20 protein-coding genes and 2 pseudogenes are annotated in these 26,234 nt (G+C 66.6%); 9 read left to right on the forward strand and 13 right to left on the reverse strand.

Annotated elements, in window-relative coordinates; translation table 11 throughout:
- Window positions 1-110: 110 nt before the first annotated feature.
- The 5 genes and pseudogenes from J7360_RS02255 to sufT all read right to left on the reverse strand — a co-directional run bounded on the left by J7360_RS02255 (window position 111) and on the right by sufT (window position 7,565).
- Window positions 111-1,808, reverse strand: a complete 1,698-nt coding sequence (locus tag J7360_RS02255) for a S8 family peptidase (protein WP_057662675.1) — start codon at window positions 1,806-1,808, stop codon at window positions 111-113.
- 341 nt (window positions 1,809-2,149) lie between these two features.
- Window positions 2,150-3,559, reverse strand: coding sequence for a S8 family peptidase (locus J7360_RS02260; protein WP_057662672.1), 1,410 nt, complete (start codon window positions 3,557-3,559; stop codon window positions 2,150-2,152).
- Between the two features lie 260 nt (window positions 3,560-3,819).
- Window positions 3,820-5,552 (reverse strand): annotated as a pseudogene (locus J7360_RS02265) (S8 family peptidase).
- A gap of 308 nt (window positions 5,553-5,860) precedes the next feature.
- Window positions 5,861-6,946, reverse strand: coding sequence for a branched-chain amino acid aminotransferase (locus J7360_RS02270; RefSeq protein ID WP_007965884.1), 1,086 nt, complete (start codon window positions 6,944-6,946; stop codon window positions 5,861-5,863).
- A gap of 64 nt (window positions 6,947-7,010) precedes the next feature.
- Window positions 7,011-7,565 carry a putative Fe-S cluster assembly protein SufT gene (sufT, locus tag J7360_RS02275; protein ID WP_057662664.1) on the reverse strand — a complete coding sequence of 185 codons (555 nt, stop codon included), beginning with the start codon at window positions 7,563-7,565 and terminating at the stop codon, window positions 7,011-7,013.
- 186 nt (window positions 7,566-7,751) lie between these two features.
- Between sufT and J7360_RS02280 the strand changes: the two genes are divergently transcribed.
- Window positions 7,752-8,171, forward strand: a complete 420-nt coding sequence (locus J7360_RS02280) for a hypothetical protein (protein ID WP_007965888.1) — start codon at window positions 7,752-7,754, stop codon at window positions 8,169-8,171.
- A gap of 351 nt (window positions 8,172-8,522) precedes the next feature.
- Here J7360_RS02280 and J7360_RS02285 read toward each other — a convergent pair whose 3' ends face one another.
- Window positions 8,523-9,980, reverse strand: a complete 1,458-nt coding sequence (locus tag J7360_RS02285) for an NAD(P)(+) transhydrogenase (Re/Si-specific) subunit beta (RefSeq protein ID WP_209033169.1) — start codon at window positions 9,978-9,980, stop codon at window positions 8,523-8,525.
- Window positions 9,977-10,282, reverse strand: coding sequence for an NAD(P) transhydrogenase subunit alpha (locus J7360_RS02290; RefSeq protein WP_026006968.1), 306 nt, complete (start codon window positions 10,280-10,282; stop codon window positions 9,977-9,979). The genes J7360_RS02285 and J7360_RS02290 overlap by 4 nt, the downstream gene beginning before the upstream one ends.
- 123 nt (window positions 10,283-10,405) lie before the next feature.
- On the opposite strand from J7360_RS02290, the gene J7360_RS02295 reads away from it, so the two are divergent.
- The 3 genes from J7360_RS02295 to J7360_RS02305 are packed head-to-tail and all read left to right on the forward strand — an operon-like array spanning window position 10,406 to window position 11,813.
- Window positions 10,406-10,969: an RNA polymerase sigma factor gene (locus J7360_RS02295; RefSeq protein ID WP_003488792.1), complete on the forward strand. Its 564-nt coding sequence runs from the start codon at window positions 10,406-10,408 to the stop codon at window positions 10,967-10,969.
- Entirely contained in the window at window positions 10,966-11,316 is a 351-nt protein-coding gene (locus tag J7360_RS02300; RefSeq protein ID WP_022558394.1) for a hypothetical protein, read from the forward strand. The genes J7360_RS02295 and J7360_RS02300 overlap by 4 nt, the downstream gene beginning before the upstream one ends.
- A gap of 5 nt (window positions 11,317-11,321) precedes the next feature.
- Complete coding sequence (locus tag J7360_RS02305) at window positions 11,322-11,813, forward strand: DUF3106 domain-containing protein (RefSeq protein ID WP_005925947.1); 492 nt, start codon at window positions 11,322-11,324, stop codon at window positions 11,811-11,813.
- 410 nt (window positions 11,814-12,223) lie between these two features.
- On the opposite strand, the gene J7360_RS02310 is transcribed toward J7360_RS02305, so the two are convergent.
- Together J7360_RS02310 and J7360_RS02315 are read right to left on the reverse strand one after the other, a co-directional pair.
- Window positions 12,224-13,321 (reverse strand): NAD(P) transhydrogenase subunit alpha, encoded by a 1,098-nt coding sequence (locus J7360_RS02310; RefSeq protein ID WP_209033171.1) that lies wholly within the window; start codon window positions 13,319-13,321, stop codon window positions 12,224-12,226.
- Window positions 13,322-13,931: 610 nt separating this feature from the next.
- Complete coding sequence (locus J7360_RS02315; protein ID WP_022558392.1) at window positions 13,932-14,531, reverse strand: TetR/AcrR family transcriptional regulator; 600 nt, start codon at window positions 14,529-14,531, stop codon at window positions 13,932-13,934.
- A 125-nt stretch (window positions 14,532-14,656) separates the two neighbouring features.
- Here J7360_RS02315 and J7360_RS02320 point away from each other — a divergent pair, with 125 nt between their 5' ends.
- A complete protein-coding gene (locus J7360_RS02320; protein ID WP_209033173.1) occupies window positions 14,657-15,514 on the forward strand; it encodes an alpha/beta fold hydrolase in 858 nt (285 codons plus the stop codon).
- Between the two features lie 466 nt (window positions 15,515-15,980).
- Here J7360_RS02320 and J7360_RS02325 read toward each other — a convergent pair whose 3' ends face one another.
- A complete protein-coding gene (locus J7360_RS02325; RefSeq protein ID WP_022558390.1) occupies window positions 15,981-18,338 on the reverse strand; it encodes a DUF1631 domain-containing protein in 2,358 nt (785 codons plus the stop codon).
- A gap of 222 nt (window positions 18,339-18,560) precedes the next feature.
- Window positions 18,561-20,792, reverse strand: a pseudogene (locus J7360_RS02330) (DUF1631 domain-containing protein).
- Between the two features lie 130 nt (window positions 20,793-20,922).
- Here J7360_RS02330 and J7360_RS02335 point away from each other — a divergent pair.
- The 4 genes from J7360_RS02335 to J7360_RS02350 are packed head-to-tail and all read left to right on the forward strand — an operon-like array spanning window position 20,923 to window position 23,807.
- Window positions 20,923-21,498: a nitroreductase gene (locus J7360_RS02335; protein WP_057662653.1), complete on the forward strand. Its 576-nt coding sequence runs from the start codon at window positions 20,923-20,925 to the stop codon at window positions 21,496-21,498.
- A complete protein-coding gene (locus tag J7360_RS02340; RefSeq protein ID WP_057662651.1) occupies window positions 21,495-22,481 on the forward strand; it encodes a 5'-3' exonuclease H3TH domain-containing protein in 987 nt (328 codons plus the stop codon). Before J7360_RS02335 ends, J7360_RS02340 begins: the two co-directional genes overlap by 4 nt.
- Window positions 22,478-23,029 (forward strand): NUDIX hydrolase, encoded by a 552-nt coding sequence (locus J7360_RS02345; RefSeq protein ID WP_057662649.1) that lies wholly within the window; start codon window positions 22,478-22,480, stop codon window positions 23,027-23,029. The genes J7360_RS02340 and J7360_RS02345 overlap by 4 nt, the downstream gene beginning before the upstream one ends.
- Window positions 23,022-23,807: an N-formylglutamate amidohydrolase gene (locus J7360_RS02350; protein ID WP_042675662.1), complete on the forward strand. Its 786-nt coding sequence runs from the start codon at window positions 23,022-23,024 to the stop codon at window positions 23,805-23,807. Before J7360_RS02345 ends, J7360_RS02350 begins: the two co-directional genes overlap by 8 nt.
- A 211-nt stretch (window positions 23,808-24,018) precedes the next feature.
- Here the strand turns inward: J7360_RS02350 and pip are convergent, their stop codons facing one another.
- Window positions 24,019-24,960 (reverse strand): prolyl aminopeptidase, encoded by a 942-nt coding sequence (gene pip / locus J7360_RS02355; protein WP_209033175.1) that lies wholly within the window; start codon window positions 24,958-24,960, stop codon window positions 24,019-24,021.
- A 241-nt stretch (window positions 24,961-25,201) separates the two neighbouring features.
- Window positions 25,202-26,062, reverse strand: coding sequence for a peptide chain release factor N(5)-glutamine methyltransferase (prmC, locus tag J7360_RS02360; protein ID WP_057662646.1), 861 nt, complete (start codon window positions 26,060-26,062; stop codon window positions 25,202-25,204).
- Window positions 26,063-26,234 lie beyond the last annotated feature (172 nt).

The raw sequence follows: 26,234 nt of genomic DNA on the forward strand, positions 1-26,234 counted from the left end.
GAACGACGCCACCTTCCGCCCTGTCAGGTCTCGTTGTTCAGACCTTCCCTAGAGCAGGCAGCAGCGCCTCTGGGCACGGCAGCACGGCAGCACCACCGTGCCGGAACCACTCAATACGCCGCAGTGACGCTGACTCCGGAAAAGCCCAGCGTTGCCTTCAAGCGCACGTAATAGACCCCCGCAGCCGGCGCGGCCAGCGTGCAGCTGTCGCCGTTGCCCCGCAACATGCTGCGGCAGCTGTACGCCGCGTCGGTCGGTAACGCTCCGGCCCGTACCGACAGGTCGGCGTTGCCGCTGCCGCCGGCGAGCGTGACCTTGAGCGAACGGGTGCCGGCCGGCACATTGACCTGGTAATACAGCGAATCGGAAAGCGCTGCGCTCAGCCCGGTGCGTGCCACATTCCTGCTCAAGGTGGTCGACTCGATCACCGCCGCCACCGCGCCATCGGCATTCACCAGCCCGGCCCCGCACCCCTGCGTGCAGACCACCGGCATGGGTCGCGCGCTGGCCTTGAGCAGGGCTTTCACTGTTGCCGGCGTCAGCGGATTCAGGGCCGCCGACTGCATCAGCGCCACCACGCCAGCCACGTGCGGCGCCGCCATCGAGGTGCCGCTATACACCGCATATGCCGCATTGCCCGGTGCCGTGGTTCCGGTATTGAGCGTGGACACGATCGATTGCCCGGGCGCGGCGATATCCACGCCCTTGCCGAAGTTGGAAAAACTGGCCTTGGCGCCGGCCGAGGTGGTGGCCGCCACGGCGATCACGTTGGCGCAGTTGGCCGGCACGCTGGTGGAGACGTCCATATTGCTGTTGCCGGCGGCCACGACCACCGCGCTGCCGCGCGTGACGGCTGCGGTGATGGCATTGTTCAACGTCGCCGAGCAGGTGCCCGCGCCACCCAACGACAGATTGATTACCGTGGCCGGATTCGGGTTGGCCGGCACGCCGTTGACCTTGCCGCCGGACGCCCACACGATCGCATCGGCGATATCGGACATGTAGCCGCCGCAGCGGCCCAGCACCCGCAACGGCAGGATCTTGGCGTTGAACGCGGTACCGACCACGCCCATCGCGTTGTTGCCCACCGCCGCCACGATGCCGGCCACGTGCGTGCCATGCCAACTGGAATTGGACGCCGACGCTCCAGGCCCGCATTCGTTGGCCGCGGCCCAGTCGCCTTGGTCGGCGGCGTTTGCGTCGCGTGCAGTGCCATCGCGCGCAGTGGCCGGATCAACGATGAAGTCGTAGCCGGGCAGCACATTGGCTGCCAGGTCCGGATGATTGGTGATGCCGGTGTCGATCACCGCCACCACGATGCCCTTGCCGGTGGAACGGTCCCAGGCCGGACGGATGTTGAGGCTGGCGGCGGTCGCGCCCATCGCCCACTGCTGCGGCACGCCCGGGTCGTTGGGAACCAGCAATGGCCGCATCAGGATGTCCACTTCCACGCGTTTGACCGCCGGGTCGGCGGCAAGGCGCCGCATCAGGCTTTCCGAATCCACGCGGTCCAGCTTGCGGTCTGCCACCAGCAACATCGGCCCGCCACTGAGCCGGCGCATGGCCGACAGGCCCAGCGCCTTCCCGCGCGCTTGCGGCACGGCACGCGCGATGTCGCCCCATGGCGCAGACAACCCGGTCGCCCGGCTGCTGCCGACGCTGTTCTTGTAGCTGACGATGAAGCGCTGATGGGTATTGCTGGAATTCAATCCTTGCAGATTGACCTCGCCAGCAGCGGCATGAAACGTGCATGACAACGCACAGACGAATGCAACGCGGCGCAGTGCGCCTATTGAGTGATACGGCATGACTCCATCCCTCCCCAAGGATCTGGCAACCCGGTTGGCAACGCGCTGACGCCAGTGCGCTGCGCCGTGCCCGATGCGCGTGCATGCAGATGTTGCATGCCTCACGTGGGGTGGCTATCGGCGTGCCACCGGTGCGCTGAAGCGGCCATGCCGTGCTGGCGGGCGTTTCATTCAGCCATCGCTGCCCGGCCCTGGCTGGCGGTGCGGCAGTTGCCGCTGCCCGAACGCACACTGCCCCGCGTAGAGCGGGGCAGTGCAGGTTTCAAACCACCGACACGGGTGTCGGGAAAGGCCCGACGCAATGCCGGCTGCGCGCCGGCATTGCGGTCGTCGGCGCAGGTTTACGGGGTCTGGCTGACTGCGCCGGCCGCGTTGACGATGCCCGCGCCGCAGCCGCCCGAGCAGGCGCCCGGCAACGGACGTGCGGTGTTCTTCAGCAGCGTTTCCACCGCAGCGGGCGTCAGCGGACGGCTGGCGACCGACTGCACCAGCGCCACCACGCCGGCCACGTGCGGGGCCGCCATCGAGGTGCCGTTGTAGCTGGCGTAGCTGGCCGAACCCGGCGTGGTGGTGCCGCTGTTCAAGGTCGACAGGATCGCCGAACCCGGCGCGGAGATGTCGATGCCGGTGCCGAAGTTGGAGAAGCTCGAACGCGCCCCGGCCGAGGTGATCGATGCCACAGAAATCACGTTGGCGCAGCTGGCCGGGGTGAAGTTGGCCACGTTGGCATTGCTGTTGCCGGCCGCCACCACCACGGTGGTGCCGCGCGACACCGCGCTGTTGATGGCGTTCTGATAACTGCTCGAGCAGCTGCCGCTGCCGCCCAGCGACATGTTGATCACTTCGGCCGGGTTGGCATTGGCGGGCACGCCGGACACGGTGCCGCCCGAGGCCCACACGATCGCATCGACGATATCGGAAGTGGCGCCGCCGCAGGCGCCCAGCGCACGGATCGGCACGATGCGCGCGTTGAATGCGGTACCGGCCACGCCGGTGCTGTTGTTGGTGACCGCCGCGATGGTGCCGGCTACGTGGGTGCCGTGCCAGCTGGAATTGGCGGCCGACGAACCGGAGAAGCACTGATTGGCCGTGGTCCAGTCGCCCTGGTCGGCCGGATTGCTGTCACGCCCGTTGTTGTCGCGTGCACGCGTGGCATCGCTGATGAAGTCGTAACCCGGCAGCACGTTGGCGTTGAGGTCCGGATGGCTGGTGATGCCGGTGTCGATCACGGCCACCACCACGCCGGTGCCGGTGGCGGTGTCCCAGGCCGGGCGCACGTTGATGCCGGAGGAAGAGGTGCCGAAGCCCCACTGTTCGGACAGGCGCGTGTCGTTCGGGGTCAGTACCGGGTACATGATCTGGTCGACTTCCACGTAGTCCACGCTGGGGTCGGCAGCAATACGGCGCATCAGCGTTTCGGCGTCCGCGCGGTCCAGGCCACGGTCGGTCTTGAGCACTTCCGAACCCAGCGCCGTGCGGCGCACGTGGTTCAGGCCCAGCGCACGGCCGGCGCGTGCCGGCATCGCACCGGCAACGGAATTGAGCGATGCGCGCATCGAGGTGGGGCTGACCGCGGCACTGGAACCGTCTTTGTATTTGACGATGAAGCGGTCCAGGGTGGGCTGCGCATCCAAACCGGACAGATTGACCTGACCGGCGAATGCCGGCACGGCCAGCAGCGAGGTCAACGCGGAAACACCCAGGACTACCAGCGCGCGCGTGGGCGCACGACGTTGCGACACATTGGACATCGATCGTTCCTTATTGGAGAGGTGCCGCAGCTGCGGCGAGAGGGCCGGCCCGTTGCCGCAGGCTGCGGTTCGGGGCCGGAAACTGCACGGGCGCCAGACCCGTCGGAGCGACTGACCGGCGTCCATTCCGGCCAAGCGGCAACGCATCGCCTGCGCCTGCCGAAACGGCAGACCTGGGCGAGGTATCGCAGATGGGGTTGAAGCGAAGGAGGCAGCGTCCCCTGGCGTCATGCCAGGGAACGCGTGCAGCGATCCAGCGTTTAGTAGCTGGCGGTCAGCGTCACGCCGGAGAACGTGCTGTAAGCCTTGATCCGCACGTAATAGGTTCCCGACGGCGAGGTGATGTTGCAGGTCTCGGCATTGCCATCGAGATACGGGCGGCAGGCGTAGACGGTGTCGGTCGGCGCGCTACCGGCCGCACGTACAGGTCTGCATCGCCGCTGCCGCCGCTGGTGGTGACCGTCAGCGTGCCGCTGCCGGCCGGCACCGTGATGGTGTAGTTCAACTCCGCGCCCGTGGCCGCGCCGAGGCCGGTCACCGGCGTGCCGTTGGTCAAGGTGTTGCCGGTTCCGCCACCGCCACCGCCACTGCTGCCGGCGATGGCCGCCGTCACTGCCGCATCGGCATCGACGATGCCCGCACCGCAACCGCCCGAACAGGCACCCGGCAAGGCGCGTGCGGTGTTCTTCAGCAGTGTTTCCACTGCGGCAGGCGTCAACGTGGTGGGCGCAACCGACTGCACCAGGGCAACAACGCCGGCCACATGCGGCGCCGCCATCGAGGTGCCGTTGTAGGAAGCGTAGCTGGCGTTGCCCGGCGTGGTGGTACCGCTGTTGAGCGTGGACAGGATCCCCGACCCTGGCGCGGAGACGTCGATCCCGCTGCCGTAGTTGGAATAGCTGGCCTTGGCACCGGCCGAGGTCGTGGCCGCCACTGCGATCACATTGGCGCAGTTGGCCGGCAACGAACCGGACACGTTGGCGGCACTGTTGCCGGCCGCCACCACCACCGTGGTACCGCGCGAGACTGCGCCGTTGATCGCGCTCTGCATCGTGGACGAACAGGTGCCGCCTCCGCCCAGCGACATGTTGATGACTTCGGCCGCGTTGGGATTGGCCGGCACACCACTCACGGTCCCGCCGGAGGCCCAAATGATGGCATCGGCAATGTCCGACAGCGAACCACCGCACCGGCCCAGCACGCGGACCGGCACCACCTTGGCGTTGAACGCAGTGCCGGCCACGCCGGTGGTATTGTTGGTCACCGCCGCCACCGTGCCGGCGACATGGGTCCCGTGCCAGCTGGAATTGGACGTGGCGCATCCACTGGTCGAGTTCCAGTCGCCTTCGTCGGCAGGATTGTTGTCGCGCCCATTGCCGTCGCGCGCGGCGGTGGCATCGCTGATGAAGTCGTAGCCGGGCAGGATGTTGGCGTCCAGGTCGGGATGGCTGACGATGCCGGTGTCGATCACCGCAACCACGACGTTGGCACCGGTGGCCTTGTCCCAGGCCGGGCGGATGTTGAGCCCTGCGTTGGTGGTGCCGAAGGCCCACTGCTCGGACAGGCGGCTGTCGTTGGGGGTCAGCGTGGGGTACAGCATCTGGTCCACTTCCACGCTTTGCACGTTGGGGTCGGCGGCCAGCTGGCGCATCAGGGTTTCGGCTTCGGCGCGATCCAGCGCGCGGTCGGCCTGAACCAGCTCCGGTCCCACTGCCAGACGACGCACGCTGTTCAGGCCCAGCGACTTGCCGGCCTTGGCCGGCAACGCACGTGCAGCGGTGCGCAACGAGGTCGTCAACACACTGGGGCTGCTCAGGGCGCTACTGCCGTCCTTGTAGGTCACGATGAACTTCTGGTGGGTCTGCGCGGTGGCCAGGCCACCCAGGTAGACATCACCGGCAAACGCCGGCGTTGCCAGCAGCAGCGAGGTAAGGGCCGAAGCACCCAGGATGCCGAGCGCTCGGTGGCGCGGACGAAGCGACGCGTTAGACATCGAATTCCCTTCCAGTCAAGAGAACCACCGAAGTGGTAGTTCCGAAACCGTCGCGATGGCGACTTCCCCAGTGCCCCGGACCGCCCCTGTTATCGATCCGTTCAGCGAATCTATCTCAAAGAAACCGGACTGGACAATACGGAGTTGGTAATTTTCGAAATCAAAATGCAATTGCGTGATGCAAATCACATCTTACTCATGCTGAATTCGACTGGTTTACAGTCGAAAAACGTTCTTTTTGCTGTTGCGCAAACAAAAAGGCCCCCGTGCTGACACACGGAGGCCCTTGTTTGGCGAAGTATGTCCGCTTACGACAAACGCACCAACCAACCGTGGCGGTCCGGCACGCGGCCGTACTGGATATCGGTCAGTTCCTGGCGCAGCGACATGGTCACCTCGCCTGCTGGTGCGGACAGATCGCCCACCGCGAACCCCTCGCCCTTCAGCTCGCCGATCGGGGTCACCACCGCCGCCGTACCGCAGGCGAACACCTCGGTGATCTCGCCGGAGGCCACGCCCTGCGTCCATTCGTCGATCGCGACCTTGCGCTCGATCACCTGCATGCCACGGTCGCGGGCCAGTTGCAGAATGCTGTCGCGGGTGATGCCTTCCAGGATGCTGCCGGAAAGTTCCGGGGTCACCAACGTGCCGTCCTTGTAGACCAGGAACACGTTCATGCCGCCGAGTTCTTCGATGTACTTGCCTTCCACCGGGTCCAGGAACAACACCTGCGAGCAGCCCTGGGCGTAGGCCTTCTGCTGTGGCAACAGCGACGCGGCGTAATTGCCGCCGCACTTGGCCGCACCGGTGCCGCCCTTGGCCGCACGTGCGTACTCGGTGGACAACCAGATCGACACCGGCGCCACGCCCTTGGCGAAATACGGGCCAGCCGGGCTGGCGATCACGTAATACGAGGCCTTGTGCGCCGCGCGCACGCCCAGGAAGGCCTCGTCGGCGATCATGAACGGGCGGAAATACAGGCTGGTTTCCGGTGCCGACGGCACCCAGCCGCCATCCACGGCAACCAGCTGGCGCAGCGATTCGACGAACAGGTCCACCGGCAGTTCCGGCAGCGCCAGACGGCGCGCCGACCGCTGCAGCCGCTCGCCGTTGGCTTGCGGACGGAAGGTCCAGATCGAACCGTCGGCATGCCGGTAGGCCTTGATGCCTTCGAAGATCTCCTGGCCGTAATGCAGCACCGACGCTGCCGGATCCAGTTGCAGCGGGCCGTAGGCGCGCACTTGCGCGTCGTGCCAGCCCTGCTCGTTGTTCCAGGAGATGGCGACCATGTGGTCGGTGAAATGCAACCCGAAACCGGGTGCGGCCAGGATCACGGACAGTTCGTCGGCGCTGCGCGGCGACGGAGAACGGGTGGAAGCGAAGGACACGGACACCGGGAGATTCCTGTATGGCGGGCGAAAGGACGCAGCGCCACATCGTGGACATGGCGCGGGACGGTCAGAGCATGCCGGTCTCGAGACGGGCCGCTTCGGACATCATATGCCGGCCCCACGGCGGGTCGAACACCAGCTCGACGTCGGCCTCGGCGATGGTCGGGATCATTTCGACCTTGCCGCGCACATCGTCGACCAGGATTTCGCCCATGCCGCAACCGGGCGCGGTCAGCGTCATCTTGACGTCGACCCGGCGCTGATCGTCTTCCTCGCGATGGCTGACCACCGCCTCGTAGACCAGACCCAGGTCGACGATATTGAACGGAATTTCCGGGTCGAAACAGGTGCGCAACTGCTGCCACACCAGCGCTTCCACCTCTTCGTCGCTGGCATTGGCGGGCAATTCCAGCCCCGGCGGCGGCTCCTTGCCGATCGCATCGCCATCCTTGCCGGCAATGCGGAACAGGTTGCCTTCGACGAAGACGGTATAGCTGCCACCCAGCGCCTGGGTGATATAGCCGTAACTGCCTGCGGGCAGGGTCACCGAATCGCCCTGCGGCACCATGACGGCATCGCAATCGCGTTCGAACTGGACGGGTTCGCTGCTACGGGAATACATGGGCTGGATATGGGGCCGCGCAGGTCGCGCGCAAGTGGGCCATTCTAGCCGACCACGACGCCACCGCCGCCGGCCACCGTGCCAGCCGGGGACGACGCTGCATTCCATCGGCCGCACTGCCGTGGCGTGCCGCCCCTCGCAAAGGCCGGCCCGCGCACTATCATGTGCGCACTGTCAGGAGCTCCAATGCCGCCCACCACCGCGTCCGCCAGAACTGCCCACTGGCTCTGGCCCCCGCTCCTGCTGCTGGGATGCGTCACCGCCCTCATCGCCTGGCTGCTCATCGCCCTGGCCCTGGGCAACCAGGCCGGCTGGATGGCTGTGGTCGTGGCGTTGGAGATCGTCTGGATGCTGCGCCTGGGCACCCTGCGCGCCGGTCGGTTACGCATCGGCATTGCCGTCGTGGCGACCGCGCTGATCATCGCTGGCGCCAACTGGGGCATCGCCTCGGCCCAACTGGGCGGACCGCTGGGCCTGGACCCGTGGACCTCGGCTCAGAAGATGGGCACCGGCCTGGCCTGGACGCTGCTGCAACTGGCCAACAACGGCTTCGACCTGCTGTGTTACGTCGCGGCACTGCTCGTGGCCTGGTGGGCGGCGCGTTGAGTCAGGCGCGATTGTTTCGGTAGCCAACGTCGGACGTCGCTGCAGCTGATGCGTCAGCTGCACAGATTCGTGCGCCGCGGCTCGTCAAACACCATCGCTCTCAGAGATACATGGGAAAGCGCTGCGCGTTTGCAGCAGGGCCCTTGCCGCTTGCGGGACCGATGGCGGCATGGGTGCCGCCATCGAGCCTCCAGAGACGGATTTACGGCGTGTCCCGCAAGCGGTGAGGGCGCCGCGCCTTCGACTAACCCGGCTTTGATCCGCGCGTGTAAGCCCCCCGGTAACGCGACAGGACACGACCGACCCTGCGTTGCCTTAAGCATTTGAGCGCGGCTGGCGACACACCAACACTCAATGCCCGCCGCCATCCAGCGCTTTCAATTCACTCACCAGCGCACCGGCGGCTTCTGCCCCATCGCCGTACAACATGCGCGTGTTGTCGGCGTAGAACAGCGCATTCTCGATGCCGGCAAAACCGGTTCCCTTGCCGCGCTTGATCACCACCGTGTTGCGGGAATTGACCACGTCCAGGATCGGCATGCCGTAGATCGGGCTGGCCGGATCGGTTTTGGCGACCGGATTGACCACGTCGTTGGCACCGATCACCAACGACACATCGGTGCTGGCGAATTCCGGATTGATGTCGTCCATGTCGGCGATCAGATCGTAGGGCACACCGGCCTCGGCCAACAGCACGTTCATGTGCCCCGGCATGCGCCCGGCGACCGGATGGATCGCGAACTTCACCTTGACACCGCGCGCCATCAAGCGCTGCGCCAGCTCCCAGATCTTGTGCTGTGCCTGCGCCACTGCCATGCCATAGCCGGGCACGATCACCACCCGCTCGGCAAAGGCCATCATCGCCGCCACATCGCCGGCCTCGATCGGCTTCTGCACACCGCTGATTTCCTGCACCTGCGCGCCACCGCCGAAGTTGGAAAACAGCACCCCGCTGATCGGCCGATTCATCGCCTTGGCCATCAACCGCGTCAGCAGGATGCCGGCCGCGCCGACCATCATGCCGGCGATGATCAGTGCCTCGTTGCCGAGGACATACCCCTCGAACGCCACCGCCAACCCGGTAAACGCGTTGTAGAGCGAAATCACCACCGGCATGTCGGCACCGCCGATCGGTAGCGTCATCAGCACGCCCAAGGCCAACGCCACCACGAAGAACGCGATGATCGCCAACGGCTGCAGGCTGCTCGCCGCCCAGATGGCCAGGGCCAGCACCGCCACTGCGACCACCAGATTGAAGGCTTGCTGCCCCGGAAAGGTTACCCGCCGGTCCAGCCGGCCATCGAGCTTGGCCCACGCGATGATCGACCCCGATAACGCCACCGCCCCGATCGCCGAGCCGATCACCGCCAGCGGCACCGTGGTGGTGTCCGGCTGCCGCGCCGCCAGCTCTGCAATCGCCTGGGCGCTCCAATGCGCCGTGTCGCGATTGGCGAAGAACGAAAACCGCAGCAGTTCCACCGCGCCGATCGCCGCCGCCGAGCCGCCGCCCATACCGTTGTACAGCGCCACCATTTGCGGCATGTCGGTGATGGCGACCTTCCTGGCCGACCACCACGCCACGCCGGTGCCGATCGCCAACGCCGCCAGGATCAACGGCACGTTGTGCAACTCGGGCAGGAAAAACGTGGCCACCGTGGCAATCGACATGCCCAGCCCGGCCCAACGGATGCCGCTGCGCGCGCTCAATGGAGACGCCATCCGCTGCAGACCACGCAGGAACAAGGTGGCTGCAACCAGGTAACTGGACTTGACCACCCACGACAGCAACTCGGCAGTGGAGACGTTCATGACCTATCCCCGCCAGGCGGCTTCTTGCTGGACTTGAACATCTCCAGCATTCGCTCGGTGACCACGTAGCCCCCCGCCGCGTTTCCCGCACCTAACGCCACTGCGACAAATCCCAGCGCTTTTTCCAACGTGGTGTCGGCATGCCCGAGCACCACCATCGCCCCGATCAGCACGATGCCGTGGATGAAGTTGGAACCGGACATCAGCGGCGTATGCAGGATCACCGGCACCCGCGAGATGATCACGTGGCCGGCGATGGCCGCCAGCATGAAGATGTACAGCGCTACGAATCCGTCGCTCATCGTCTCTGGCTCCACTGGTCGGTGCGGCCCGCCGATCATACCCACGCCACGCCCGTGCGGGCGCCTGTCAACCGAATCCGCGCTCGCCCGTTGACGTCGTATCGTCTCCGCGGAAGCTACGCTGTGCTGGTGGGAACTCCTTTCGATCCGCAAGCTACCGCACCGGCCGCCACCGCGCCGGTGTCGTTGGACGCCTTTCTGGCCGGCATCGGGCCGCGTGCGTTCCGTTTTGCCGAGGCCGGCCTGCGGCACCGCGAAGATGCGCTGGACGCCGTGCAGGACGCCATGGTGAAGCTGCTGGGCTATCGCGAACGGCCAGCCGAGGAATGGACGCCGCTGTTCTGGAGCATCCTGCGCAGCCGCATCATCGACCTGCAGCGGCGACGCAGCTTTCGCCTGAAGTTCTGGGCACCGGCCGAGCGCGCCGACGACGAAGGCCCGATCGACTGGGCCGACCCCGGCACCGGACCGGTCGACGAACAACAGCATCAACAGGCCTACCAACGGCTGGTCGATGCATTGCGCACACTGCCGGCGCGCCAACGCGAAGCCTTCACCCTGCGCGTGCTCGAAGACCTGGACGTGGCCACCACTGCCAAGGCGATGGGCTGCTCCGAAGGCTCGGTCAAAACCCACCTGTCGCGCGCGCGCGACGCGTTGCAAAAACAGTTCGAGGATTTCCTGTGAACCGCTCCCACGACACCGCCCGGCTGGATGCGCAGCTGCGCCAGCTGCATGCCACCGCGCTGACCAGCCTGCCGCCGCAGACACTGGCGCGCCTGCGCCAGGCCCGCCATGCCTCGGCACCCACGCGCAGCCGACGTGGCTACTGGTTGCTGGCCACCGCGTGCTCGGGCCTGCTGGCAATCGGCATCGGCCTGCAGCTGCACCCCAGCCAAAGCGTCTCATCTGGCGCCGCGTCGACCTCGCCGGTTGCCAGCACCAGCGCCACCACCGAGACAGACGACCTGCTGGCCCAGAACCCGGACCTGTATGTCTGGCTCGGCTCCGACACCGCCCTGGCCATGGAATAAGCACGATGACCCACACCACCCGCCTGCTGTTGACCCTGTTGCTGAGCGCCGGGCCATGCGCCTCCACGCTGGCTCAGGACGGCCCGCCCGGACCTCCTCCACCGGGTCCGCCCATGGACGCGCCTGGCCCACGCGGCCAGGGGCCCCGTGACGAGACGCCCATGCCCGAGTGGGACCAACTGACCAAGCAGCAACGCCAGGTCATGATCGATGCGCTGCGCGAGCGCTGGGACGACGTGCCCGAAGAACGCCCCAGGATGTACCGGCACGCCCGCCGCTGGCTGGACATGACGCCCGAGCAGCGCAAGCAGGCTAAAGCCGGCATGGACCGCTTCCGCAACATGAGTCCGGAGCAACGCCGCGAGGCCAAGGCCTTGTTCGACCGCATGCGCACGCTCAACCCGCAACAGCGCAACGAACTGCAGCAACGCTGGCAGAAGATGAGCCCGGCCGAACGCAGCGCTTGGTTACGCGAGCATCCGCCGGTCGAGGACTGACGTTTCCCAGAAATTGCCCGGCGGATGATGGCGCCTGTTCAAGCGCCGCGCATGGTTGCGATGGGCGATGGACATTGATCAGCCGTCGCGCCTGGCATCTTGCAGCACGCGAAGGCTACCCACTGCAGCGACGCGCAGACTGCGCACCCCGCGTACCCGCGCGCGAGGTGGCGTAAGTTTGGTAGCGCACGCAGCTGCAACATGTCGCAGCAACCGACTCGCGCGCCAACACCCGTGTTGCATCGATGGCTTCGCTACGTCGTTGGTTGCAGTGACAACGACGAAATCACTGACCGCGCCACGCCTCAACCTGCCTGGCGCATCGGTCGCCAGCGCCGGATTGACGACGGCTTGCGATACGCTAGCGCGCTGTCCTTGTTGGATTGCGCGCACCGAACTTTCTGCGACGCCTAGGCGGTGGTTGCGACCGGCGCCGACCACCGCGTCTTCGCCAGCAACTCATCGTCCCAGTCGAGCGTCAACGCACCGTCCTTGATCAACAAGGCGGCGAAGGCGTACACGTTGCGCGCGAACATCTCGCTGGCATGCACTGCGCCCTGGCTGGCCAGATTGAGCGGGCCAGCGATGACCACGCCGTCGAGGTCATAGGTCTCCCCCGGGCGGGTGGCCGCGCAATTGCCGCCGGTTTCCGCCGCCAGGTCCACGATCACGCTGCCGGCGCGCATGCCGCGTGCCATCCCGGTGGTCACGATCTTCGGTGCCGGCCGGCCCGGAACCGCAGCAGTGCACACCACCACATCCACACCGGTGAGGTGTTTGGCCAGACGGCGCTGCTGTTCGGCGCGTTCGTCGTCGCTGAGCTGGCGCGCGTAGCCGCCTTCGCCGGCAGCGCTCACGCCCAGGTCCACAAATCGCACACCCAGCGAGGCGATCTGCTCACGCGTTTCCGGCCGCACATCGAAGCCTTCCACCTGCGCGCCCAGCCGCTTGGCAGTGGCGATCGCCTGCAGGCCGGCCACGCCCGCGCCGATCACCAACACCTTGCACGGGCGCATGGTGCCGGCCGCGGTGGTCAGCATCGGAAAAAAGCGCGGCGCCAGCTGCGCGGCAATCAGCACTGCCTTGTAGCCCGCCATGCCGGCCTGCGAGCTCAACACATCCATCGATTGCGCGCGCGTGGTGCGCGGCAGGCGCTCCAGTGGAAACGCAATCAATTGCCGCGCGGCAAACGCCTGGGCACGCGCAGGGTCTGCATCCGGCGCCAGCATGCCGATCACCACCGCGTGCGGCTGGCACCGAAGCAACGTGTCGGTAGAAGGCGCCTGCACGCACAGCACCATCTCGGCCTGCGCCACGGCGTCGGCGCCGGCAGGCTGCGCACCGGCCTGCAGATACGCATCATCGTCCATGCTGCTGGCCTGGCCGGCCCCCGGTTCGATCCACACGCCGGCACCGAGCGCGACCAGTTTCTTGACCGTTTCCGGCGTCGCGGCCACACGGCGTTCGCCGGCGGCCCGTTCTTTCAGCACCAGCACCTGCATAGCCATGCGTTGCTCCGGTCTTGCGCCCAGTCGCGGCGATGCTAGCAGAGCGCGGTGCGCGCGCAGGTGGCGAAGCTTGGAGCATTCTCTCGGCGAGAGCGTCAGTGGCTGAGGGTGAGCTGCCGCTGACGCATCGGTCCAGCGCGCATTTGGCTTGGTGGCACCCGTGAGCTGGATGACGAGTTTCGAGGAGTTACCCGAGGCAACTCGCAGAATCGTTCTGGAAGACGGCGCAGCAGCTGCACTGCGCGACACACCAACGGGACGATACGCAGATCATGGATGTTGCCTGCGGCACGGCGCTGATTCCGGCGTCAACACGCACGCGTAATCGCCCTGCCCTGCAAATCAACGGCCGCGCGGCCGCAGCCGCTCGCTGGGAAACGGCGGCCGGCTGCCGCATACAAGACCGCAACCGGCACGTATTCCGCATCGAATGCGTATTCCGCTTCAAAACACGTCATGCCGGCGTCAGATCGCATTCCAGACCCGTGCGGCTGTGCAGGTGCAGGCAATGCCGACGTTGAACGCATGCCTCATCGCGCTCCCAGCCATTTTCCTAGCGCATGCAGTCCCGGCATGACCGTCGATGCTCCGAAACGTCGAAGAGGGCGCACTAGGGCTCAAACAACCCTTTCAGCAGCGGCGCAAACACCAGCTCGGGGGCAACGCCCAGCAACGCCTCATGCTTCCCGTCGATGGCAAGAGAGGCGTAACCATGTACGGCGCTCCAAGCAAGCACGGTGCGCTGCTCGAGCAACGCGGCACCCGGGTCGGTAGCGTGCCGGGCAATCCATTGCGCACGCACCGTCTCGCGCAGGCACGCCATCGCCGCAGCGCTGGCTTCGGTCAAGCGTGGCCAGCGCAATGCACGCACATCCAGGCCCAACATCAGCCGGAAATGCTGCGGAAACTCCAGCGCAAACCGGATATAGCCCAGCCCGCAGCCCATCAACGGGTCGTCCACCTCACGCTGCGTGGCGAGGATGCGCGCGAGCATGCGCTCGTAACCGTCAGCCGCCACGTCCGCCAAAAGCCCATCCAGCGAGCCGAAGTGGTGCGCGGGGGCGGCGTGCGACACACCGGCGCGGCGCGCGCAGGCACGTAAGGTGAGCCCGCGCAAACCGGACTCGCCCAGCAAGTCCCAGCCCGCCCGCCGCAGCGCGGCCGGCAGATCGCCGTGGTGGTAGGCAGCGGTGGTGGACGAGGTCGGCATGGGCAGCTTCGAGTATGGCAACAGCAGTGGATCAAACCATCTTGACGTTGACAAGATATGCGCACCAGACTGATGGCACATCTTGTCATCGACTAGATACCGCTTCTCTTCGCAGGACATGCCTCTTGAGCTCATCCATCGCCACGCTGCGCACGCGCCTGTTACGCAGCTCCCTGGCCGGCGCCAGTCGGTTGGCTCCTGGACCCACCGGCCGCTATCTGGCACGTCGCTTCGTCTCCCCGGCAGCGCTTGGGCGCCGGCAGGCGGCCACGATCGCGGCCACATTGACCGACATGCAGCGTCACACGCTGCGGATCGATGACATCGACATCGCCATGTATCAGTGGGGCGATCCGGCGCAGCAGCCGTATGTGCTGCTGTCGCATGGCTGGGCCAGTTATGCGCTGCGCTTTGCGGCCTGGGTGCCGCAGTTGCGCGCACTCGGCTATGCGGTCGTGGCGTTCGACCAGGCAGCGCACGGCTTGAGCGGCGGACGAATCAGCTATATGCCGCATTTCGTGAAAATGTTGCGTGTCATCGGCAGCCGCTTCGGCCGCCCGGCCGCATTTATCGGCCACTCGCTCGGCGCGGCCTCGGTGGTATTTGCCGACGACCCGGTCTGGCGCCCCGCGCGCTATGTGCTGATCGCACCGTTGCTGGCGCCGGCCGCCAGTGCGCAGCGCCAGTTTCGCGCATTCGGCATTGCGCCTGCCGCGTTCGCACCGTTCGAAAACTGGCTGGCAGACCTCACGGGCAAGCGCTTTTCCGATTTCGATGCGACGCCGCGCTTGCCGCAGTTCGATCGCCCGGCGCTGATCATCCACGACCGTCGCGACCGCGAAACGCCGTGGGACGAAGGCGCGCGTTTCGCCAGCCTGTGGCCGGGCGCGCAACTGTTCACCACCGAAGGGCTAGGCCATAACCGCATGGTCGATCACACCTCGGTGATCGAGCGGGCGATGCAGTTCATCGGGCCGGCATGATCTGAAGAAACATACGAGAAACTCTGCGATTGTGGCCGCAGCCCGAGGCAGCAGTCATCGCAGCGCGCATCGATGAGGTCTTGGGCAAACAAGCGACGCAGCGCGTTTATGTCATTGCTGTGTCTGTCCTGCGAGCGAGCCGCCTCCGAGCGCAGCACCTCAGCAGCATGGACTCGGTGGCAAGGCCTCGCACCGCAGAACGTGCTTTCCCTGTTCCATCGCGCCGCTCGGCAAATGCACACACGCCGGATCGCCCAGTGCACTGCATCGCCAAGTAATCGGGCCTGCAGGTCGGTCACAGCCTGCATCGCGCTGTGGGAAGCGAGCGGCCTGGCGGCCGCACACGCGCTTTGAATCGCTCAACACACCGCGCCGCGGTTATGCGGCAATGGGTCCAGCACTCGCGCCCTGCACCCCGCAGCGTCGAAGGCGCACGGCCGTTAACCGCATACGCGCGTGGAACAGCTCAGTGCACCGTGCTGTTGTTCTGCAACGGATCCAGACGATCGATCACACCCTGCATCGCGCTGTCGAAAGCGCCGTCGTTGATGTGCTCGCGCAGGCGGCCCAGGCGCACCATCACCGCCAGTTCTTCTGGCGAGGCGACGCAGAAACGCACGCCGCGTCGATTGACGAATAGCAGACGCTGCGAAATCGGGCTCACCCACGACAGCTTGCCGGCCTGCACCTTGCCGTCCTTGTCGACAAAATCCAGCCACGTGCCGATATCCATCGCGCGGAAACGTTCGGCATCGGCACTGTCGATGCTCTGCGCGACCGCTTCGGCACCCAGCACCACGCTGACGCTTTCGGCAGCCGGTGGGGGCAGATTGACCTGCGGCAGTTCCGGCAGGGCTTTTTCCAGTTCCGGGCGTGCTTCGGCGATCGCCTGCAAGGTGTCGTGCAAGGCGGTGATCGCCACCACCACCGCATCCCCGTGCAGGCCTACGCTTGCGAACACGCGGTGCAACGCCGGCTGCCAGACCTGCAGCCATGGCTTGCCGACGATATGGCGGCGCGCTTCGGCCAGTTCTTCCAGTACGCCGTCGGCCACCGCCAGGGCCTCGATGGTGCCGGGACCTTCCTCGCCGTCGCGCAGGATCGCCATGGTCAGGTGATGCAGCCACGGCTGGCGCAAAAAGTCATCCACCGCCTTGGGCAGGCCCGCGCCTTCGGGCGCACGCTGCTCCAGTTCCAACAGGGCGCGGCTGCGCGCCAGTTCGAGCTTTTCCTGCCCGCGCTGGGTTTCGGTGGCGCGACGCTCGGCAATTTCCACCCGGCGCCGGTGCTGCGACAGGAAGTCGCGGAATTCTTCTTCCAGGGTGAGGAAGATCGCCAGATTTTCGTTGAATTCGGCCACCAGGCGGTCGACGATTTCTTCGACCTTGCCCATCAGCACGCGCTCGGCAGCGCTGTCGCCGTTGTTGCCTTCGCAGGCCTCGGCCAGCGAGTTGAGCAGGCGCCGCGCGGGATGGGTCTTCTGCACGAACATCTTGCGGTCCAGCAGTGCGACCTTGACGAACGGCACCACCAGGCGGCCGATCATTTCGCGCGAACGATTTTCCAGATCGCGCTCGTCCAGCATTACATCGAACAGCATGCCGACCAGGTCGATGGCATCTTCGTCCATCGGGTCGAGTTTTGCGGTGGCCGGGTCCACGCCCAGTCGCGTGGCGCTGGAAAGCACCTCGTTCTTCAACCGCTGCGCAAGCGATTCGGTGTCGTCGCCGATGGCCGCCTGCAGCGTCGCGCTGGGCGTGGCCTGCAGCAGCGACAGCACCGACATCATTTCGCGTTGGCTCAACGGGCGTTGCTGCCCTACCGCGACGGTGGCGGCAGACGCGGCGGTGTCGCGCACGCTGCGGGTCTGTTGCAGCAATTCGTGCAGTGCCTCAAGCAACATGCCCTGGCTGCCGCCGGGATGGTCGGCCTCGCCGTCCATGCCGCCATCCCCGCCGCCATCGGCATGGCCGCGTTGCGTTGCGGCCTGCATGCGGCCGCGGCTATGTGCCCAGCGGTCAAGAAAACGGTTGGCCCAGGCCGGTGCGTACTGATCACCCTGGTCGTCGCCGCCCCTCTCGGCGTGAGCGCCCTGCGCCTCGGCCTGGGCGCGCTCTTCCGGCATCTCGCCACGCGACTGCATGCGCGGCGGGGCGCGCTTGGCCTGCGAAATTTCCGGCATCACCCCGGCCTTGGCCAGGGTTTCGTCCAGGCGTGCGTACAACTTGCCGATCGGCTCGGCCAGATCGCGCTCGCACAGCTTGATCAGCACCAGCCGCACTTCCGGCGCCAGGTCGCAGGTGGCGAAGGCTTCGTGGATCGCCACGCCCAGATGTTCGGGGCCAATCGGGTTGGTGTCGGCCATCAGCTCCAGCCCGCCGGCGATCCAGCCCAGGCGGCGGTCCACCCGTGCCAGCACCTGTTTGAAATCGCGCAACAGCACCGTGGCCAGATTGCGCACTGCCAGCCGCGATTCGAGCACGTGCTCGGGCACCAGACTCAGCGGGCCGGTGCCCATGTCGCCGGCCAGCACCACTTCGGCCGACAACGGCGTGCCGAGCACCAACGCCTGCCAGCCGTCTTCCAGCTGTTGGCGGAACTGGCGGGCGACCTCTTCGCGCTTGCGACGCAATTCGCGCATGCCATCGAGAAACAGCAACTGCGACGCGCCAGCGGATTCGGCACGGTCGAACAGCACATCGTCGAAATGCGCGACCGCTGCAGCAAAGACCTGCGCGAGCGCCGGCACGAACACGTCGTGCGCCTGCTCGAGCAAGCGTTGGTCACGGCCCGGGTGTCCCGACGGACTGGGCTGAAAAGTCATGCGCAAAGGCTCCCCGCCTCTGCAGGCGTGAAAATTTTCGAACGAGAAAAAACAGACGCGGCCCCAAATTCCGCCTGTGCATGGTAGGCGGTTCGCGCATCCGTTAAGTGTGACATTTTACTCACTTTACTCGTGACCGCCCAGGGTTTGCGTGTCAAGCGGCCATCCTAGCTCGCAACATCGCGGTGGAGCTTGCCGGCCATCATTCTGCGCCCGCGGGTGTTAAGCCTTCAGCTTCGCGGGCGCATCCAGCCCGTCCACCACGTCCTGCATCGCGCTATAGAAGGCGTCGTCGTCGCGGTGCAGGCGCAGGCGGTCCAGCCACACCATCATCGCGAGTTCTTCCGGCGATGAAACGCACAGCCGCCCACCACGCCGGTTGACGAACATCAGGCGCCCGGAAATCGGACTGATCCACGATAGTTTGCCAGGCTGCACGCGGCCCTCGCGGTCGATGAAGTCCAGGCTGGTGCCGATTGCCATGACGCGGAAGAAATCTGCAGTGATACGGTCGAATTCCACCTGTGCGTTGGCATCCAGCATCGGCGTCAGCGGCTCTGCCACCGGGTCGGCTGGGCTGGGCGCGAGCGTCAGCGCGGTCAGGGTCGGCGCGAGTGCTTCCGGAGCGGGCGCAGGTTGGGTCGGCAGCAGCGCGCGCTGCAGTTCCTGCAGGGCCTGTTCGGCCTCGCGCTGCCCCAGTCCGGCCAGGGTGAAGGCCTGTAGCAGCTGGGGACGATGCGCTTCCAGTGCGGCATCGCCGTGCACGCGGCCAAGTTGCAGCAGCACCGCGTCGCCGAGCGCCAGCGCGGCGTCCAGGGCCGGGCCGGCGCCGTCGGCGCGCAACGCGGCCTGTTGCACGCACGGATGCCACACACGGCTCAAAAAGTGTTCCACCACCGGCGGCAACGGCCCGCGCGCCAGGCGCTCGGCCAGCGCCTGCGCGGCGATGCTGCGCGCACGCTCGCGGCGTTCTTCGGCACGCTGCAATTCGTTGGCGCGCCGCTCGGCGATTTCGACCCGGCGCCGGTACTGCTCGTACTGCGCACCGAATTCGGCTTCCAGCGCCAGGAACACCGATGGATGCTCGTCGAAGTCGCGCACCACGGTGTCCACCGCTGCCGCAACCTGGGCGAGCAGGGCCTGTTCGGCAGCGGTTTCGCCGCCATTGCCGTCGCAGGCATCCACCAGCAGGTTGAGCAGGCGCCGGGCCGGATGGCCATCGCGCACGAACAGGTGGCCGTCGAGCATCGCCATCTTGGCCACCGGCACCAGCAACTGGCCGAGCATGTCGCGTTGCTGCCGCGACAGATGGCTCTGCAGCAGGATGGCCTCGAACAGCAGCGCAATCAGATCCAGTGCATCTTCGTCACTGGGGTTGAGCCGGGTGGTGGCCGGGTCTACGCCGAGCGAGGCGGCAGCGCGCATCAACTGCTGGCGCAAACCGCGCGCCAGGCCCAGATGGGTGCCGTCGATGACCTCGAAACCGGCGCCGGGCATGGTCTGCAGCAGTGACAGCGCCGACATCACCTCGCGCGGCGACAGCAGCCGCTGCTGCCCCGATGCCGACGTGGCGGCATCCGGCTCGCGCTGGCGGCGTGCGTGCTGCAGCAGCTGGTGCAGGCCCGCCGGCAGCACCTAGCGGTCGCTGCGCAGATGCACATCGATCACCTGTGCGCCGACCAGTGCGCCCTGCCCGCCCGACCAGTCTGCAAAGAAGCGTGCGATCCAGTCCGGCGCATCGGCGCTCTCGTCGCTGGCGGCGGCGTCCTGGCGCGGAATACCGCGTTGACGCTGGCGTGCCTGCGGCAGCTCGCGCAGCCGCGCGACCTGGGCCAGCGCCTGTTCCAGCTCGTCGTAGCGCTGGCCGACCCGCGCCATCAGCTGCTGCTCGCAGACCTTGATCACCGCCAGATGCACCTTGGGGGCCAGGGTCACGCCCTGGAACGCCTCGTACAGCGCCACGCCCAGATGCTCCGGCCCAAACGGATTGCTGTCGCCATCGATGCGCAGCCCACCGGCGATGAAACCCAGATACCGATTGAGCCGCATCAGCTCCGGCCGCCACTGGTGCTGCAGCGCGCCGGCCAGGTTGCGTACCGCCAGGCGCACGTCCAGGTCCTGCTCCGGCAGCAGGGTCAGGCCGGTGGCGCCGCGTGCCAGGGTGCGCTCGGCCGACAGCGGACGTCCGGATTCCAACCCCTGCCACGCCTTGGCCAGATGGCCGCGAAAGCGTGCGGTGATCGGTTCGCGCTGCTGGCGCAGGGCCTGGATCGCTTCCATGAAATCGTTCTGCGCCGCGCCCGCGTCGGCCGCCAGCCGGAACAACGCCTCGGCCAGCGCGTCCTGCACATCCATAAACGCGTCGGCCAACGGCACCAGCACCACCTCGCGGACCTGATCGAGCAGGTCCGGATTGCGGCTGGGCAGCGGTTCGGTAGCAACAAACTGGGTCATTGGACAACGCACTGGACGGGCACGGGAGGTTGAATCGCAGAGGGGCCGCTGGCCCCGGCCGGCCATAATGCGGCGGGCGTTGGGAAGGGCACGTCTATAATTGGACGCTTCGTTGCCCCGACCCGGATTTATGCACGCACCGTATTCGCTCCAGGCGCTGGACGCGCGCCGTTCGGTTCCCTCCAAACAACTCGGCGCGCCCGGGCCGGATGAAGACACCTTGCTGCGCATGCTTACCTCGGCGGTGCGCGTGCCCGACCACGGCAAACTGGTGCCGTTCCGCTTTCTGCGCATCAGCGGTGCCGCGCGCGCTGCGCTGGGTGAGTTCCTCGCCGAGCGCACCCTGGCCGCCGACCCGCTGGCATCGCCGGCCACCCTTGCCAAGGAACGTGGACGCTTCAGCGACGCACCGGTGGTGATCGTGGTGATCGCCTCGCTGCGCCCGGAGCACAAGGTACCCGTGCAGGAGCAACTGCTCACCGCCGGCTGCGTCTGTTTCGCGTTGCTACAGGCTGCCCAGGCGCACGGCTTCGGCGCGCAGTGGTTGAGCGCGTGGATGGCCTACGACCCGGCGGTGACGGGCTACCTGGGCCTGCAAGACAACGAACGCATCGCCGGCTTCATCCATATCGGCACGCCGCGCATGCAGGTGCCCGAACGCGAGCGCCCGGACCCGCGTGCGTTGCTGCGCGACTGGACGCCGTGACCACACCGACCAACCCGCTCGACGCTGCGCCGCTGGCCATCCAGCGCCCGTCCCCGCTGTATCTGGTGGATGCCAGCCTGTACGTGTTCCGTGCCTGGCACTCCATCCCGGACGAATTCCAGGATGCGCAGGGGTGGCCCACCAATGCGGTGCACGGCTTTGCGCGGTTTCTGCTGGACCTGCTCGAACGCGAAGATCCGCAGCACATCACCATCGCCTTTGACGAAGCCCTGGACAGCTGCTTCCGGCATGCGATCTACCCGGCCTACAAAGGCAACCGCACGCCCGCGCCGGATGCGTTGCGACGCCAGTTCGCGCATTGCAAGGCGCTGTGCGCAGCACTCGGGCTGAGCGTGCTGGCCCACCGCGATTACGAGGCCGACGACCTGATCGGCAGCGCGCTGCACAGCGTGCGGGCGCACGGCTTGCGCGGGGTGATCGTGTCGGCCGACAAGGACTTGTCGCAGTTATTGCTCGAGCATGACGAGCAGTGGGACTACGCGCGCAACCAGCGCTGGGGCATGGATGGGGTCAAGGCGCGCCACGGCGTACATGCGCACCAGATCGCCGACTACCTGGCGTTATGCGGCGATGCCATCGACAACATTCCCGGCGTGACCGGCATCGGCGCCAAATCGGCGGCCGTGCTGCTGGCGCACTTCGGCAGCCTGGATGCGCTGCTGGAGCGCATCGACGAAATTCCCTTCCTGCGCCTGCGCGGCGCGGCGCAAATGGCGGTGCGGCTGCGCGAACAGCGCGAACACGCATTGCTGTGGCGTCAGCTCACCACCATCGCGCTCGACGCGCCGCTGGCGCTCACCGAGGCCGGCTTCACGCGTGCCCACGCCGATGCGGACATGCTCGCCGGGTTGTGCGAAAGCCTGCGCTTCGGCCCGCTCACCCGGCGCCGCCTGTTGGCCGCCAGCACCGGCGCCCCCGCACCGTTTCCTCCCGTCTCCCTGGCACAAGGTCCCCGCCCATGAACCGACCCGACACCCCGCCCACCGTGGTCTACGAAGGCAAGTACCAGCGCATGGTCGTGCGTGGCACCTGGGAGTATTCCGAACGTGTGCATGCCGGCGGCCTGGCGGCGATCATCGTGGCGGTAACGCCGGATGATGCGATGTTGTTCGTCGAACAGTTCCGCGTGCCGCTGCAGGCGCGCACCATCGAAATGCCGGCCGGGCTGGTGGGCGATGTGCATGCCGACGAGTCGATTGAACTGTCGGCCATTCGCGAACTGGAAGAAGAAACCGGCTGGACCGCCGAACACGCCGAAGTGCTGATGATCGGCCCCACCTCGGCCGGTGCCAGCAGCGAGAGGATCGCGTTCGTGCGCGCCACCGGTCTGCGCAAGGTCGGCGACGGTGGCGGCGATGCCAGCGAAGACATCACCGTGCACGCAATCCCGCGCGCGCAGGTCGGCGCCTGGCTGGTACAGAAGATGGCCGAGGGCTACCAGATGGACCCCAAGCTGTGGGCCGGCCTGTATCTGGTCGATCATGCATTGGACGGCACCCCGCGTGGCTGACGCAGCCATGGAACCCTTGCTCGGTACCGACGACCCGGCGCCGTTCACCGTGCACAACGCGCAGGCCGCATCGCCGTGGCTGTTGATCGCCGACCACGCCGGCCAGCGCGTGCCGGCCCGGCTGGCCGACCTGGGCCTGCCGCAATACGAACTGGACCGTCATATCGGCTGGGATATCGGCATTGCGCAGGTCACCCGCCTGCTGGCCGAGGCGCTGGATGCGTTCGCCATCGCACAGACCTATTCGCGCCTTGTGATCGATTGCAACCGCCCGCACGATGCACCCAGCCTGATGCCTGTGGTCAGCGACGGCACGTTGGTTCCGGGCAACCAGCACCTGACCGACAGCGACCGGCAGCAGCGCATCGATGCGATCTTCGCGCCGTATCACGCACGTATCGCGGCCGAACTGGAGGCGCGTGCACAGCGCAATCAGCCGACAGTATTGGTGTCGATGCACAGCTTCACCCCCGTCATGGCCGGCAACGCGCGGCCCTGGCATGCCGGCGTGCTCTACCACCGCGATACGCGGCTGGCGCATCGCCTGCTGCAGGCGCTGCGTGAAGAACCCGATCTGGTGGTGGGCGACAACCAGCCGTATGCGGTCAGCGACGCCACCGATTACGCCATTCCGGTATATGGCGAAGGCCGCGGCCTGCTGCATGTGGAACTGGAAATCCGCCAGGACCTGATTGCCGACGCGGCCGGGCAACAGGCCTGGGCAGCGCGCCTGGCGCGCATTCTGCCGCCGCTGGCGCATGCCTTGCTGCTGCGTTGAGCAACAGCGTTTGGCGGCTGCATCGCAGCCGCGCTGAACATCTGCAATCTGTAGGAGCGCGCTTGCGCGCGATGGAGCGTTGCCGGTAACGCCGCGTCGCGCGCAAGCGCGCTCCTACACGTCATGCGTATGTCATCGCACCTCAGCGCGTCCCGCAGAATGATCATGCACATCGACCAAAGCGAACTCTGATCAATGTGCATGCACGCGCTTACGCAAACCCGTCGGTGGCACGTACCAATGCATCGACGTTTTCCGGTTCGAACGCTGAGTGCCCCGATGCCGGGCTGATCTGCAACTGCGCCTTCGGCCACGCCTTGTGCAGGTCCCAGGCGCTTTGCAGCGGGCAGACCACATCGTAGCGGCCATGGACGATCACGCCGGGAATGTCGGCAATGCGATGCGCGTCGCGCAGCAACTGGTCTTCGACCTCGAAGAAACCGCCGTTGACGAAGTAATGGTTTTCAATGCGTGCGAACGCCAGGGCAAAGCGCGCGTCTTCATGCCCGGTGACGAAATCCTCGTCGACATGCAGGAAGCTGGTAGCGCCTTCCCACACGCTCCAGGCTTTGGCCGCAGCCAGGCGCGTGGCTTGGTCATCGCTGGTGAGACGGCGATGGAATGCAGACATCAAGTCGGCGCGCTCCACCGGCGGAATCGCGTTGAGGTAATGCTCCCACGCATCCGGGAACAGGCGGCTGGCACCTTCCTGGTAGAACCATTCGAGTTCGAAGCGACGCAGTAGGAAAATGCCGCGCAGCACCAGTTCGGTGACCTGCTGCGGGTGGGTCTGCGCGTAGGCCAGCGCCAGGGTGGAGCCCCAGCTGCCACCGAAGACCTGCCAGCGATCGATCCCCAGATGCGTGCGCAGCCGTTCGATATCGGCCACCAGATCCCAGGTGGTGTTGTCCACCAGATCGGCATGCGGCGTAGAGCGGCCGGAACCGCGCTGATCGAACAACACGATGCGGTACTTGGCCGGGTCGTGGAAGCGCCGCATCTTGTCGTTGCATCCGCCGCCGGGGCCGCCATGCAACATCACCACCGGCTTGCCCTGCGGATTGCCGCACTGCTCGAAGTACAGCGTGTGGCGTTCGTCGACCTTCAGGCTGCCCTGCTGGTAGGGCGTGATCTCGGGATAGAGCGTGCGCATGCGTCGGTCCTGCGGGAAACCGCTAGTGTATCGGCAGCTGCGCACGCACACGGGCAGCGCCATGCGATTCGAAGAGAAGGGTTCGCCGTGATGGGCCAAGCCCGGAAGAGCGCACCCAACCTTCTGCGCTGACCGGCGGGCGAGCGCGCACTCGATACGCGCAACCGCTCTATCGAAGGCGCGTACTCCGCTTCGGAACGCGCGGCCCCGCGTCTGCCGACACTAGCCCGCCGGCAGTTGCTCAGCCGCCCTGGGCCGCAGCTGGCAACCAGCGCCCCAAGCTCACCCGATCGCGCTGCTCCAGATCCTGATGCGTGGCCACCGCAGCGAAACCGCGCACAACCAGCAGTTCGGCCACCGCCGCCCCCTGGTCCCAGCCATGTTCGAGCAGCAACCAGCCGCCCGGCCGCAGATGCGTAGGCGCATCGGCCACGATCAGGCGGATATCGTCCAGCCCGTCGCTGCCGGAGGCCAGCGCACTGGCCGGTTCGTAGCGCAGATCGCCCTGCTGCAGGTGCGGGTCGTGCGCGGCGATATACGGCGGGTTACTGGCGATCAGGTCGAAGGTCTCGCCAGCCAAGGGCGCGAACCAGCTGCCCAGGCGGCACTCGACATTGTGCAGGCCATGGCTGTCTGCATTGCGCCGGGCCATCGCCAGCGCCGCCGCGCTGGCATCGGTGGCGATCACCTGCGCCTGCGGACGTTCGCTGGCAATGGCCAGCGCGATCGCGCCACTGCCGGTCCCCAGATCGGCGACACGCCGGCCTGGCAGGGTGTCCAGGCGCTCCAGCGCAAGCTCGACCAGCGTTTCGGTATCGGCGCGCGGGATCAGCGTGGCCGGCGAGACCGCCAGCTCCAGCGTCCAGAATCCGCGTGCCCCGGTCAGATAGGCCACCGGCTCGCCGGCCTCACGGCGCCGCACCAAGGCATCGAAGGCCTGCGCGACCGATAGAGGCACCGCATCGCGCCCGTGCATGAACAACCAGGCGCGATCGCGACCCAGCGCGTGCAGCAGCAGTGCCTCGGCATCGCAGCGCTCGATCCGCCCGCCGGCGCGGCGAAGCAGCTGATCGGCGGGAATGGCAGCGAGATCGTCGGACATACGGGCTATTCACCTACACGCAACATCGGCTGACCATTATCGACGATGGCGTGCACCGCGATTGCGCCAGATGCCATCTGACGAGTCGATAGCCAAAGACTATCTATGTAATTCCATTAATCGATTTGAGGAATCTATCGATCCTGCCTACCATGGCGCCTGTTCCATCCCC

Origin of the sequence: Xanthomonas sp. D-99 (assembly GCF_017746145.1) — a bacterium.
In the GTDB taxonomy this organism is placed as follows: domain Bacteria; phylum Pseudomonadota; class Gammaproteobacteria; order Xanthomonadales; family Xanthomonadaceae; genus Xanthomonas; species Xanthomonas cissicola.